Genomic DNA, 13,126 nt, shown 5'->3' with positions numbered 1-13,126 from the left:
GGGAGCACCATGGCCATCGAATCGCCGAACACCCGCCAGACGCACGGCGTCTCGCGCCGCCGCCTTGTTCAGGGCGTTGCGTGGGCGACGCCTGCGATCCTGATCGCGACGGCGGCGCCTGCCGCTGCGGCCTCGCCGAACGTCACGTTCAGCGGGCTGACCTTCACTCCGTCGAACAACGGTGTCAATTACTTCGCGGACTACACGCTCACCCCGAATGGGATCAACGTGACGTCGCTGGTCCTGACGCTGACCATGCCCTCGCAGGCGTACGAGTCCTTCTCGGTCGTCGCGGGTGGAACGCCCAGCGTCAGCCCTGCAACTGATATCGTCACGACGTCGATCACCATCACCTACGGCGCGGTGACCGCTGGCACCGCGCTCAAGGGACGCTTCAAGGTGAAGAAGCCGATCTCGGGCAACTACACGCTCTCGGTCACCGGCGGCAAGGAGTCGGACGGTGACACCGTGAAGACGACGACGGTCGGGGCATTCACCGTCGCGTGACCTTGTCCGGTGCTTGGCTGCTTGCTGGGAGGCAAGTGCGACACGTGAGCGACGTCCGTCGCCTTCGCATCGAATGACGACGTAATCTAGGCATTCCCGCGCTCGCTGAGGGGCGCCTCCAGCCTGAGGACGTATCCCCATGACCGACGCTGCCCCCGCGTCTCCCGCCGCCGCGCCCGCCCGGCCGGGCATGACGCGTCGCCGGGCCGTCCACGCCGCCGCGTGGACGGCGCCCGCGATCCTCGTCGCGACGGCGACGCCTGCGGCGGCTGCCTCCGGAGAGACCGGCGGCACGCTCCCGCCGGGCACGCTCGCGCTCGCGGGCGTCGCCGCCGCGATCAACGCCAACGACTTCGTGCTCGAGGGCACCGTCGCCTACGGCGGTCCGTCGACGGGCACGAGCGGCGCCGCCGTCACCGGCGTCACCCTCGAGTTCGCGATCCCCACCGCCCGCGTCACGGGCGCAACGCCGGCCATCTCGCAGGGCGCCGGCTGGGCTTACTCCGGCAAGGCGACGAGCGGCGCCAACACGGTCTTCACCTTCGCGTGGCAGCTCGACGGATTGTCCGCGACCAACTCCGCCGCCAACCCGCTCACGGTCGCGGTGCCCAAGACGAACGACCTGTCCGCCGCATCGGTCACCGCGACCGCGCGCGGCACCTCCACAGGCTCGGCCGTCCTGCCCGCGACCGTCACCGTGGCGAGCGCCGCGCTCGCCGCCAACTCGGCCACCTTCGCGAACGGCTCGGCCATCCGCTTCCAGGAGTGGTACTCGAGCAACCCGAAGGTCGACGCCTGGATGTTCGACGTCTCGCAGGCGTGGACCGGCCCGTATTGGCCGGTTGGCCCCGCGATCACCGACCTCGTGGTCGAGTTCCGCATCCCGCGCGTCGAGTCCGACGGCACGGTCATGGCCGACCAGCCCAAGAAGACCCTCGCCTCCGGGATCGGGGCGGGCTGGGTCGCGGATCTGGTGGGCGTGCTCGTGGGCGAGTTCTGGGTGGTGAAGTACCACTACACGGGTCCGCTCGACAGCGACCACCGCAGCACCACCAACCTCAAGTTCGCGGTCAAGTCGGACGTCGCCAAGGCCACCCGCGTCGACTACATGCTCACCGCCAAGTCGGGCGGGGTGAACCTGGTCTCCGCGGGGAGCCAGGCGCGCTGACGCGTTTGGGCGCCCCAAATCCAAAGCATCGAATCTGATCGCCGCTTCGCGACGCGGCTAATTGCGGGCCTGTGGCCCCGGCGATAGCTAGGGCACGTAGCGAGGTCAACCGTTTCCGAGCGTGGAGGGCTGAGAGCGAAGTGCCTGGATTACATCGATATCCTGGCAAACTCGACCCGTGATTCTCTCAGTTCAGCTCCTTCTCCACGATGCCGCCGATGCCGCTGCGGGCGGGTCCGAGGATGCCCATGACTCGGTTGCGTGGGTGTTGGTCACGATCTTCGGTGCGGCGTTTGTGACTGCGGTCGCTGGGTTCGCCGGTGCGGCGCTGCAATATCGACGTGACCACATTCGTTGGAAGCGCGACCAACGCTTGCGTGCGTATCTGGACACTCTTACGCTCGCTCGAACTCTTCTCGACGTGACCTACGTCGTGGAGCGGGAGACTGGAGCGCAGCGTGAACTCAACTCGCAACTCGATCACGCCCGGGCGGAACTTCAAGCCGCGAGCACGAAGAGGGACCGAGCTCGACAGCAGGGCGTCGTGGATGGGTGCGAGGCCGCGTTGGAGGCTGCCCACGCGAGAGTCAAGGGCGCTATCGAGCGCAACAACAAGGCGCTGGACAGCATGAGTGCTGCTTGGGGTGCGTTCGCCCTGCTCGGGCCGCGTTCGGTTTATGAAGCCGCAGCTCCGCTTGCTCGCGGCGGGACCTCACACGAGATGGAGGGCAATATCGGGGAGCTCGAGGGTCATATGCGCAGAGCGCTCAAGTTTGACTACGAGTCCCGCATCCGTAGGTTCCTGTGTCGCTGTGCCCGGTAGATGTATCGGCGAGCGAAGTCCCCTCATGGCTGGCGCGCCCAGATTATTGCGGGACCGCCAGTATGACTGCGAGCGCCTCGTCGTCACGGGCCGCTTGTCGCGCTGACGCCTACCCGACTTCCGCTCCCTCCCGCGCCTCGCCCGCGGTGACGCGCGCCAGCACCCCGCGCACCGCATCGTCCAGGCCCGATCCCGCGACGAGGAACCCGTCGTGCCCCACCTCCGAATGGAGGAGGGTCACCCCGGAGCAGCGTGGGAGCGCGGCGGCCAGCCGCTCGGAGTCGGCCAACGGATACAGCCGGTCCGAGTCGATCGCGACCACCAGCGCCTCCCCGTCATACCTGGACAGCGCCGCCTCCACGCCCCCGCGCCCCCGGCCCACGTCGTGGGTGTTGATCGCGTGCAGCATCCGCAGGTACGTGTTCGCGTCGAAGCGCCGCGCGAGCTTGTCCGCGTGGTGGTCCAGGTACGACTCGACTGCGAAGATCCCCTCCGGCCGCAGCACGTCGCCCTCCTGCGCGCCCCTGCCGAAGCGCGCGTTGAGCTCCGGCCCGCTCCTATAGGTGGTGTGCGCGATCGCCCGCGCGATCCCCAGCCCCGTGTGCGGGCCGTCGCCGGGGGCGGCGTCGTAGTAGTCGCCGTCGCGGAAGTGCGGGTCGAGCCGGATCGCGGCCCCCTGGGTCGCGTGCCACGCGATCTGGTCCGCGGTGGTCGCCGCGGTCGAGCCGATCGCCCCGATCGCCTTGACCCGCTCCGGGAAGCTCGCCGCCCACTCGACCGCGCGCATCCCGCCCATGCTCGGCCCGATCACGAGCGCCCACGCGTCGATCCCCAGGTGGTCCGCGAGGCGCGCCTCGGCCACCACCATGTCGTGCAGCGTGACGTACGGGAACTGGGAGCCCCACGGGTGGCCGTCCTCGGGGTGCGGGTGCGCGGGCCCGGTGGTGCCCTGGCATCCGCCCAGCACGTTCGCGCTCACCACGAAGTAGCGGTCCGTGTCGATCGGCCGGCCCGGCCCCACGAGCCCGCCCCACCAGCCGCCCGTGAGGTGGCCCTCGCCGGCGGTCCCGAGCACGTGGCTGTCGCCCGTGAACGCGTGCGCGACGTACACCGCGTTGTCCCGCGCCTCGTTGAGGGTTCCCCACGTCTCGTAGGCGAGCGTGACGTCGATGCCGCCGCGCGGGTCCGCCTCCAGCGGCAGCCACCCGAGGTCCACGAACTGCCGGTTGCCCGGATGGTCGCCCGGGCGCCAGGCGGACGATGCGGGGATCGGGCCGAGCGTCCGCCTCGCCTCCGCGGGGGCCGGGTCGCGCCCGGGCGCCCACGCGGTCTCGACGTGGTCGGTCATGCCGGTACCGCCGCATCGTCCCTGGTGCCGGCCTGGACGCGCGCCGCGGCCTCGAAGCCGGTGCCCAGGTCGCCCAGGATGTCGTCGATGTGCTCGATGCCCACCGCGAGGCGCACCAGCCCGGGCGTGACGCCGGCGGAACGCTGCTGGTCCTCGGTGAGCTGCGAGTGCGTGGTGGTGGCGGGGTGGATCGCGAGCGAGCGCACGTCGCCGATGTTCGCCACCAGGGAGTGCAGCTCGAGCGCGTCGACGAACGCCTGACCCGCGGCCCTGCCGCCCGCGATCTCGAACGCGAGGACGCTGCCGCCGCCCTTGGGGGCGTACTTGCGCTGCAGGTGGTTCCACGGGCTGCTTGCGAGGCCGGAGTAGGCGACGGAGAGCACCTGCGGGTGCCCCTCGAGGAAGTCGGCGACGCGCTTGGCGTTCTCGACGTGGCGCTCGACGCGCAGGCTGAGCGTCTCGATGCCCTGCGCGATGAGGAACGCGTTGAACGGGCTGATCGCCGCGCCGGTGTCGCGCAGCAGCTGGACGCGCGCCTTGAGGATGAAGGACAGGTTCGCGCCGAACGCGCTCCCCACCCCGAGGTCCCGCGCGTAGACCAGGCCGTTGTAGCTGGGGTCGGGCGTGTTGTACTGCGGGAAGCGGTCGGGGTGCTGCGCGTAGTCGAACGTGCCGCCGTCGACGATCACGCCGCCGATCGCGGTGCCGTGCCCGCCCAGGTACTTGGTGGCCGAGTGCGTGACGACGTCCGCGCCCCACCTCAGCGGGTTGACCAGGTACGGCGAGGCGACCGTGTTGTCGACGATGAGCGGGACGCCGTTCTCGTGGGCCACCGCGGCGACGGCCTCGATGTCGAGCAGGTCCTGCTTGGGGTTGGAGATCGACTCGCCGAAGAACGCCTTGGTGTTGGGGCGGACCGCGCGGCGCCAGGCCTCGGGGTCGTCGGGGTTGTCGACGAAGGTGACCGTGATGCCGAACTTGGGCAGCGTGTGCTGGAACAGGTTGTAGGTGCCGCCGTAGAGCGAGGGGGACGCGACGATGTGGTCGCCCGCCTCCGCGATGTTCTGGATCGCGAGGGTGTTGGCGGCGCTGCCGCTCGCCACGAGGAGCGCGCCGACGCCGCCCTCGAGCGCCGCGAGGCGGGTCTCGACGGCCTCCGTGGTGGGGTTGCCCAGGCGCGTGTAGATGGGGCCGAGCTCGCCGAGCGCGAAGCGGGCCGCCGCCTGGTTCGTGTCCTCGAAGACGAAGCTCGTGGTCTGGTAGATGGGGAGGGCGCGGGCGCCGGTCTCGGCGTCGGGGGTCTGGCCGGCGTGGATCTGGAGGGTCTCGAAGGCCCAGTCGTGCGTGGTCATGGTGGCTCCTGTGTGTCTGCTGGATCTGGTCTGGCGGGACTGGATCCGCATCCCCGAGTCAGGTGGCACCGGCCGTCGGGCGTGCAAGCGCGCCGACCGGCCGCAGCCCTCAGGGATGCGGTGCGACACGTGCGGTCTGTGCTGCGGGGGCTCCTAGGGCCTCACTCGCAGGCTGCCCCCGTGCGGGGGCACGCCGAACGTGCGCTGGGTCAGCGGCACATTCGACGGAACATGGGTGCGACTGTAGGGGCCTAGTACCGGGGAGCGCAAGCCCGCGCCCCGCGTTGCTCCGCACGGTCCGGCGCGCGACACGCCGCCGGAACCCGCGCATCGTCCCCCTGCACCCGGCGTGTCGCCTTGGAAACCGTGCTGAGCGAAGCGGGGGCCGGCGCACGAATCCTGCGCCGCAATCGTGCGAAACTCTCATAAAGGGCATTGACGGACCTTCGGGGCGGCGGGTTAGCCTGACCGCATCGCCGGCGATGCTTGCATCGGCGGCATGCCTGGTGAGGGGGGATAGCCATGGCCGAGATGACGCAGCGCGCCGCGCCGTCGACTGGGACACGTACCGAGACCGAGCCCGACGAGCAGCCCGAGCGCACCCGCGGCCCCCGCCGCGAGACTCGCGCCGCCGAGCGTTTCCGGCCCGACATCCAGGGGCTGCGCGCCGTCGCGATCCTGCTGGTGCTGCTATTCCACGCGGGGCTCACCACCCTGGGGGGCGGGTACGTCGGCGTCGACGTGTTCTTCGTGATCTCGGGCTTCCTCATCACGGGCCACATCTGGCGCGAGCTGCGCGAGCGCGGCCGGATCGACTTCGGCCAGTTCTACGCGCGGCGCGCCCGCCGCATCCTGCCCGCATCGTTCGTGGTGCTCGCGGTCACCGTGGTCGCGACCTGGCTGTGGGTGGCCCCGCTGCGCGTCGCGCGCGACATGGCCTACGCCGTCGCGACCGCGCTGTACGTGCCCAACGTGCTGCTCGCGGCCCAGGGCGCCGACTACCTCGCCGACTCCGCCCCACCCGCCACCCAGCACTACTGGTCGCTGGGCGTGGAGGAGCAGTTCTACTTCATCTGGCCGCTCGGGATGGTGATCGCGTTCTGGCTCGCGCGCCGCCACAAGAGGATCTTCGCGGCGCTCATCGGCGTCGTGGTGGTCGGCTCCTTCGCGCTCGGCGTGATGCTGACGGTCACCAACCAGCCGTTCGCGTTCTTCCTGCTGCCCACCCGCGCGTGGGAGCTCGGCGCCGGCGGGCTCCTCGCGCTCGCGGTCGCCGGTGGGCGGGCCCGCGTGCCCGGCTGGGCCGCCGCCGTGCTGGGCTGGGCCGGCGCCGCGCTGATCCTCTACGCCGCCTTCACCTTCACCGAGACCACGCCGTTCCCGGGGTGGCACGCGGCCCTCCCGGTCGGCGGCGCGGTGCTGGTGATCCTGGCCGGCTCGCTCGCTCCGGGCCACGCGTGGGCGCCCGGCCGGTGGCTGTCGGTGCGGTGGATGGTGTGGATCGGCGCCATCAGCTACTCGCTCTACCTGGTGCATTGGCCGCTGCTGATCATCCCGCAGTCCGCCGTGGGCCTCGAGAACCCGCTGCCGCTGTGGGTGACGCTGGCGCTCGGCGCTGCGGCGGTGCCGCTCGCGTGGGTGATGTACCGCTACGTCGAGACGCCCTTCCGGACGATGCGCCGGTTCACCCTCGCACGCCCTCGCCGCACGCTGTTCGCGGCCCTGGCGGCCTCCGGCGTGGTGGCCCTGGTCGCCGGGCTGGGCTTCATGGCCGTGGGGCAGAAGCCCCTGGCGACCGCCGACGCGGCAGCGTCCGTGGACATCTCCGCGGCGCCGATCGGGACGCCGTTCGTGCCGAGCAACCTCACGCCCGGCCTCGCCTCCGCGGCCGGCGACACGCCGCTGGTCGACTCCAACGGCTGCCACAAGGGCTTCGGCGACGCCGACCCGACCGGCTGCACCGTCGGCTCTGACCCTGACGCCCCGACCGTCGCGATCTTCGGCGACTCGCACGCCGCCCAGTGGTACCCGGCGCTGTCGAAGCTCGCGGACGACGGCGACATCCTCTTCACCAGCTACACGAAGGCGATGTGCCCGGCCGCGGACATCTTCGTCTCGCGCGTGCCGGAGTGCGGCCAGTGGCGCGACGGCGTGATCGACGAGCTCGCCGCCAACCCGCCGGACACCATCATCCTGTCGAGCTACTCGACCAACTACGTGCGCGAGGACGCCGACCCGGTGTCCGCCTGGGCGGACGGGGTCTCCGCGATCATCGACCGGCTGCCCGCCGAGTCGCACGTGCTGATCATGGCCGACACCCCCTCCGGCGTGGAGGCCGTCCCGATCTGCCTGTCGAAGAACCTCTCCGACGCGGGGGAGTGCGCCCTGGCGCCCGTCGACACGTCGCTCGACGTCGCCGCGAGCAAGCTGCCCGGCGCGAGCGGGATCATCGACATGAACGGCTACCTCTGCGACGGCGACGTCTGCCCGGCGATCATCGGCGACAACCTGGTCTACCGCGACACCAACCACATCAGCGCGACCTTCATCGAGCGGTTGGCGCCCGAGCTGCAGGGACAGCTGTGACGGGGACTGTCGATTCCACGCGCCCGGGGGCGGCAACCGTGTCGCCCGGTGTCGCCGGCGCATCGTCCCCTCGCGCTCGGGTGACCTGGCTCGCGAGCCACGCCTCGCCGTACCGGCGGCCCGTGTGGCAGGCGCTGTCGCGGCGGTTCGACTTCGAGGCCGCGATGCTCGAGAGCCAGGAGCAGTTCCGCAAGCACCAGGGCAATCGCCCCGCGGACTTCCACGCCGCCGCGATCCCCGGCGTCGCGCTGCGCACGGTGCGCAGCCTGCGCGTCGAGCGCGGCCGGATCCTCATGTACGCCAACCTCGGGCGCACGATGCGCCGCGGCACCGACGCGGTCATCCTCGGCGGGTGGGAAAGCCCCGCATACATCTGGGCGCTGCTGAGCGCGCGGCTGCGGCGGGTGCGCACGGTCGCGTTCTACGAGAACACGCTGGCCGCGATCGGGCACTCGGCGGGTCCGGTGGCGCGGGTGCGGGACTGGTTCTTCCGGTCCTGCGACGCGGTGGTGGTGCCGGGGCGTGCCGCCGAGGCGGCGGTGCTGTCCTTCGGGGTCCCGGCCGCCCGGATCCACCGGGGCTTCAACGCGGTCGACGTGTCGGCGTTCGCGGCCGCTGCGCTCGAGGCGCCGGCGCGCTCCGGTGGTGGGCACCGGTTCGTGTTCGTGGGCCAGCTGATCGACCGCAAGCGGCCGCTCGAGACGCTCGAGGCGTTCGCATTGTGCGCTTCGGCCGACGACGAGCTGGTGTTCGTCGGCTCCGGCCCCCTCGCGGAGGACCTGCGCCTGCGCGCGGAGTCGCTGCCGCGCCTGTCCGTCTCGTTTGTCGACAACGTGCCCTACGACCGCATGCCCGCGCTCCTCGCCGACTCCGACACGCTCGTGCTCGTGTCGAACGAGGAGGTCTGGGGGCTGGTGGTCAACGAGGCGCTCGCGGCCGGCTGCGGTGCCATCGTGTCCGACGTGTGCGGCGTCGCGCCTGATGTGGAGGGCATGGAGGGCGTCGAGATCGTGGATGGGTCCGTCGCGGCCGTGGCCGACGCGATGCGCCGCCGTGCCGCCGCCCCGGCCGGGCGCATCGTCTCCCCGGCGATCCTCACGCACGACCCGGAGGCGTTCGCGTCCGTGTTCGCCGAGGCCATCGAGGGTTGATCCCCCGACCGTTCGCCCCCGACCGCTGACCCCCCCGACCGTTCTCCACACGGATTCTGCATTTGCGCTCATGCTGGTCGGGCTTTGCCGCGCGAGTTGCATCCACAAGCGCATCCATGGCTGGCCGCGTGTGGAGCAAGGTAACGGCACCCCGTGCCTCCGGCCCCACGCCCCGACCGCGACTCCATGCCGTGCCGCCACCGCGACGCTCTCCGTTTTCATGGACTTAGTCGCACCGCGCGGCGCAGCGGCGGCATGAAAGTGGGGTGACGGACGCCCGGGCGGGCCATCTGGCACCCGTGGAAGGGTGCCGCATCGTCTCCAGGTGGTGTCTGAGCCGCCTGTGCAGCCGCCGAGCTGTTCCTAACTGCATGAAAACGGAGAGGAGCGTGACATGGGCAGGGGTGTGCTCCGGGCGGCTCGACCGCCCCGACCCCTTCCCACACGGATTCTGCAGTTGCGATGGCTCTGGTCGGGCGATGGCGCGGGAGTTGCATCGGAGAGCGCTCTCGGCGCCAGTGCCGTGTGGAGCAAGGTAACGGCACCGAGTGCCGCGCGGCTCAGAGCGAGCGCTCGAACTCCTCCATGAACGCGCTCATCTGCGCCGTCTCGACCAGGAAGCCGTCGTGGCCGACCTTGGAGTGGACCACCTTGATCCCGTCCGAGCCCGATAGCGCCGCGTCGAGGCGCTGCGAGTTGGCCATGGGGTAGAGGCGGTCCGAGTCGATCGCGATGACCAGCGCCGGGCCCGTGTAGCGCGCGAGCGCCGTCTCGACGCCGCCGCGGTCGCGGCCCACGTCGTGGGACTGGATCGCCTGCGCGAGCCGGATGTACGTGTTGGCGTCGAAGCGGCGCGCGAGCTTGCGCGCGTGGTGCTGGAGGTACGACTGCACCGCGAACAGCCCTCCGCGACCCAGCGGGTCGGATTCCCCCTGGTAGGAGCGGTCGAAGCGCTCGTTGAGCTCGCCCGCGGACCGGTAAGTGGTGTGCGCGATCATGCGCGCGATGCCCATCCCCACGTGCGGCCCGAGGCCGTCGGGGGCGTCGTAGTAGTCGCCCGCGTTGAAGTGCGGGTCGGCCTGGATGGCGGCCACCTGCGCCGTCGACCACGCGATCTGGTCCGCGGTGGTCGCGCCCGTCGAACCCACCGGCGCGATCGCGCCCACGCGCTCGGGGACCATCGCGATCCACTCGAGCGCCCGCATGCCGCCCATCGAAGGGCCGGTCATGAGGCGCCACCGGTCGATCCCCAGGTGATCCGCGAGGAGGATCTCCGCGCGGGCCATGTCGCGCATCGTCACGTAGGGGAAGCGCGAGCCCCACGGCCGGCCGTCCCCCGGGTGCGCGGAGGCGGGGCCCGTCGAGCCCTGGCAGCCGCCGATCACGTTCGCGGAGACGATGAAGTGGCGGGCCGGGTCGATCGGCTTGCCCGGGCCCACCATCGCGTTCCACCAGCCGCCGGTGTGGTGGCCGGGCTCGGCGGGTCCGAAGACGTGGCTGTCACCCGTGAGGGCGTGCGCGACGTAGACCGCGTTGTCGCGCGCGGCGTTGAGCTCGCCCCACGTCTCGTAGGCGAGGACGGCGCCGGGCAGCGACCCCAGCGGGTCCGCCTCGAGCGGCAGGTCGCCCAGCGGCAGGAAGAGCCGGCGGCCCGGGTGGTCGCCCTCGCGCCACGCGGCGCTCGCGGGGATCGGCGCGCCGGGGCCGGGGCCCTGGTCCGCGGCGAGCGCGTCGGTCTCGATGCCGTCGTCATCCATGGCTGAAGCGTATTGGACGGTGACGATGCGCCGCCCCGGGGGCCGCTCCGGGGGTCGCCGGGGGCGTCGCTTGCGGGTGTACACGTGTCCAGCTGGGGGTGAATATGTGCCTCTGCGCAAGATTCCCAAAAAAGTCCGTTGTGACCCCTGGTAATCCCATTTGTCCGGGTATAGCCTCCACTCACAGGCAGGGGACTGGGGGGTCTTCGGATGAACAAGCGCTGGGGGATCATCGCGGCCGCGACCGTGGTGCTGCTGGGGGTCGCGGGCATCGGTGCCGCCACCGCCGCCACCACCTCGTCGAGCTCGGGCGCGACATACGCGTGCGTGCGCAGCTCGAACAACATGGTGGTCGCGCCGTCGCATGGCAGGTGCCCGAGCGGCACCGTCAAGACGCGCGTCCCGATCGGGACCAACGGCGGCTACGTCAAGGTGTGCGTGCGGACCACCACCAGCTACGTGGTCCCGCCGGTCAACGGCCGGTGCCCGTCGGGGTCCACCACCAAGAAGGTGCCGCTGAGCTCGATCGGCAAGACCGGTCCGCAGGGCCTCACGGGGTCGATGGGCCCGCGCGGCCTCACCGGCGCCAAGGGCGCGACGGGATCCGCCGGCCTCTCCGCCTACGACCTCGCGGTCCAGGAGGGCTTCGACGGCACGCTCGACGAGTGGCTCGCGAGCCTCCAGGGCGGCGGCTCGACGCCGAACCCGACCGTCACGGTCACCGCGACGCCGGATCCCGGCGACGGAACCGTGGACGGGGGCACGCCGTGATCGGGCGGCGGGGCGTCCTCGGGGCGCTCCTGATCGGCAGCGCGGCCTCGGTCGCGGCGGCACCCGCGCCCGCGCCGGGCCTGGTGGCCGACGGGGCAGACGACACCGACGAGATCGACGGCGGCCGTCCCTAGCCGGGGGCGGACGCGAACGCACTGAGGGGGGCGACGTGGCAACAATCCTGCTTCGGCGAGGGACGTGGGCGGAGTGGCAGGCGGCTAATCCCGTCCTCAAGCTCGGGGAGCCCGGGTACGAGACCGACACCGGACGGCTCCGGGTCGGCGACGGCACCACGAGGTACATCAACCTGCCGGCGTTCATCAACGCCGACGACATCGACGCGAAGATCGCGGACGCGACCGGCGTCTCCGATCCGGGCGCGACCCAGGACACGGCGTACGGCGACGCGACCACCGCGACGTTCGACACCGACGGCCGCGGCGAGATCGTGATCCCGAACGTGCCCGTCGCGGACACCGGCACCGTGTCCTCGATCCGTGTGCGCATCACCCGCAACTCCGGCGGGCTCTCGACGGCCCAGGTGCAGCTGCTCGCGATGACGAGGAACACGTCGGGCGACTTCGTGGTGACGCACGTCTCGCCGACGATGTCGCTGCCCGTCGGCCCCACCGGCCAGGTCGCGAGCCTCGCCACCGACTTCGAGGTGGCCCAGGGCGAGTACGTCGGCCTGCAGATCCAGTCCGGCATCTCGGTCGGCTACGACCCGAACGTGGGCTCGGGCATCGGGTACTACTACGACTACAACAGGTCGGACATCTTCACCTTCGCCGCGAACGACGTCATCACCGGCATGACCGCGCTCGACGGCAACGCCATGGGCTTCGCGTTCACGCTCACCAGCCCGTACGACGTCGCCGACTCCATGACCACCTTCATGGGCATGCTCAACCCGCTCATGGGCAAGTCGATCGCGATCTACGGCGACTCGATGGCCTCCGGCTACGGCGTCACCTTCGGCACCGAGGACTGGGGGAGCGTGCTCGCCACGCGCAACTCGATGACGATGCAGGCGTACGGCGTCGCGGGCACGTACCTGTCCAGCAACGGGGCCGATGCGGTGGTCGACCGGTACTCGACCATGCCCAGCGGCGCCGACTACGTAACCGTGTTCGCGGGCACCAACGACGCCAACGGCAACGTCGCTCTCGGCGCGGAGGACTCGACCAACAAGGCCGAGTTCAACGGCGCCCTCAACGTGCTGTGCGACGGTCTGCTGGCGAAGTACCCGATCTCGCGGGTCGCCTTCATCACGCCGTACCGGTACAGCGCGGCGTTCGACCCGTATATCGACGCGATCGTCGCCCGGTGTGCTCTCCACGGCATCGCGGTGTTCAACAACCGCGACCGGGGCGGCCTCGACTGGAGCATCGCGGCGCAGAAGAACGCGCTCGGCTACGACTCCACCCACCTGTCCGTGGTCGGCCACCAGTACGCGGCGCGCAAGTACGAGGCGTTCCTCCGGACGCTCTGACAAGCCCACCTCGGCGGCGCTCGGACCCTCCTCCGGGCGCCGCCGACGTGTGTCCGCCCTCAAGCCCTCGCGCCCGCCTGCCGATGTCCGGTTCGAGCCCCTTTGCGACGATGCGCGGCCGCCTCGCGCCGCGGGCGCGGCCGTGTTCTGGGTCACAGGGGGGTTCACGGA

At 71.2% G+C, this 13,126-nt stretch carries 11 protein-coding genes; 8 read left to right on the top strand and 3 right to left on the bottom strand.

The window, feature by feature from the left end; genetic code table 11:
• The first annotated feature begins 9 nt into the window (after nucleotides 1–9).
• From AOM04_RS03335 to AOM04_RS03325, 3 genes are all read left to right on the top strand, one after another.
• Nucleotides 10–507 carry a hypothetical protein gene (locus AOM04_RS03335; protein WP_062462174.1) on the top strand — a complete coding sequence of 166 codons (498 nt, stop codon included), beginning with the start codon at nucleotides 10–12 and terminating at the stop codon, nucleotides 505–507.
• A 139-nt stretch (nucleotides 508–646) separates the two neighbouring features.
• Nucleotides 647–1,675: a hypothetical protein gene (locus AOM04_RS03330; RefSeq protein WP_062462171.1), complete on the top strand. Its 1,029-nt coding sequence runs from the start codon at nucleotides 647–649 to the stop codon at nucleotides 1,673–1,675.
• A 178-nt stretch (nucleotides 1,676–1,853) separates the two neighbouring features.
• On the top strand, nucleotides 1,854–2,498 hold the full coding sequence (locus AOM04_RS03325) for a hypothetical protein (protein WP_062462168.1): 645 nt from the start codon (nucleotides 1,854–1,856) through the stop codon (nucleotides 2,496–2,498).
• 109 nt (nucleotides 2,499–2,607) lie between these two features.
• Here AOM04_RS03325 and metX (AOM04_RS03320) read toward each other — a convergent pair whose 3' ends face one another.
• The gene (metX, locus tag AOM04_RS03320) at nucleotides 2,608–3,846 is read right to left on the bottom strand and encodes a homoserine O-acetyltransferase MetX (RefSeq protein WP_082104324.1); all 1,239 of its coding nucleotides are present in this window, start codon (nucleotides 3,844–3,846) and stop codon (nucleotides 2,608–2,610) included.
• A complete protein-coding gene (locus tag AOM04_RS03315; RefSeq protein WP_062462165.1) occupies nucleotides 3,843–5,198 on the bottom strand; it encodes a bifunctional o-acetylhomoserine/o-acetylserine sulfhydrylase in 1,356 nt (451 codons plus the stop codon). Before AOM04_RS03315 ends, metX (AOM04_RS03320) begins: the two co-directional genes overlap by 4 nt.
• A 522-nt stretch (nucleotides 5,199–5,720) precedes the next feature.
• On the opposite strand from AOM04_RS03315, the gene AOM04_RS03310 reads away from it, so the two are divergent.
• Both AOM04_RS03310 and AOM04_RS03305 read left to right on the top strand, forming a co-directional pair.
• Entirely contained in the window at nucleotides 5,721–7,784 is a 2,064-nt protein-coding gene (locus tag AOM04_RS03310) for an acyltransferase family protein (RefSeq protein WP_062462162.1), read from the top strand.
• A gap of 80 nt (nucleotides 7,785–7,864) precedes the next feature.
• Nucleotides 7,865–8,935 (top strand): glycosyltransferase family 4 protein, encoded by a 1,071-nt coding sequence (locus AOM04_RS03305; protein WP_062462158.1) that lies wholly within the window; start codon nucleotides 7,865–7,867, stop codon nucleotides 8,933–8,935.
• A gap of 560 nt (nucleotides 8,936–9,495) precedes the next feature.
• Here AOM04_RS03305 and metX (AOM04_RS03300) read toward each other — a convergent pair.
• Complete coding sequence (gene metX / locus AOM04_RS03300; protein ID WP_082104323.1) at nucleotides 9,496–10,692, bottom strand: homoserine O-acetyltransferase MetX; 1,197 nt, start codon at nucleotides 10,690–10,692, stop codon at nucleotides 9,496–9,498.
• Between the two features lie 210 nt (nucleotides 10,693–10,902).
• On the opposite strand from metX (AOM04_RS03300), the gene AOM04_RS14430 reads away from it, so the two are divergent.
• From AOM04_RS14430 to AOM04_RS03290, 3 genes are read left to right on the top strand one after another with little or no spacing between them, the layout of a single operon-like run.
• Nucleotides 10,903–11,463 carry a hypothetical protein gene (locus AOM04_RS14430; protein WP_062462155.1) on the top strand — a complete coding sequence of 187 codons (561 nt, stop codon included), beginning with the start codon at nucleotides 10,903–10,905 and terminating at the stop codon, nucleotides 11,461–11,463.
• Nucleotides 11,460–11,597 carry a hypothetical protein gene (locus tag AOM04_RS14425; RefSeq protein ID WP_156160580.1) on the top strand — a complete coding sequence of 46 codons (138 nt, stop codon included), beginning with the start codon at nucleotides 11,460–11,462 and terminating at the stop codon, nucleotides 11,595–11,597. The genes AOM04_RS14430 and AOM04_RS14425 overlap by 4 nt, the downstream gene beginning before the upstream one ends.
• A 35-nt stretch (nucleotides 11,598–11,632) precedes the next feature.
• Nucleotides 11,633–12,955, top strand: a complete 1,323-nt coding sequence (locus tag AOM04_RS03290) for a hyaluronate lyase N-terminal domain-containing protein (protein ID WP_062462151.1) — start codon at nucleotides 11,633–11,635, stop codon at nucleotides 12,953–12,955.
• Nucleotides 12,956–13,126: the final 171 nt, after the last annotated feature.

It is taken from the genome of Demequina soli, from assembly GCF_000971195.1.
Taxonomy (GTDB): Bacteria; Actinomycetota; Actinomycetes; order Actinomycetales; family Demequinaceae; genus Demequina; species Demequina soli.
This window is presented reverse-complemented; position numbering and strand designations above follow the sequence as displayed.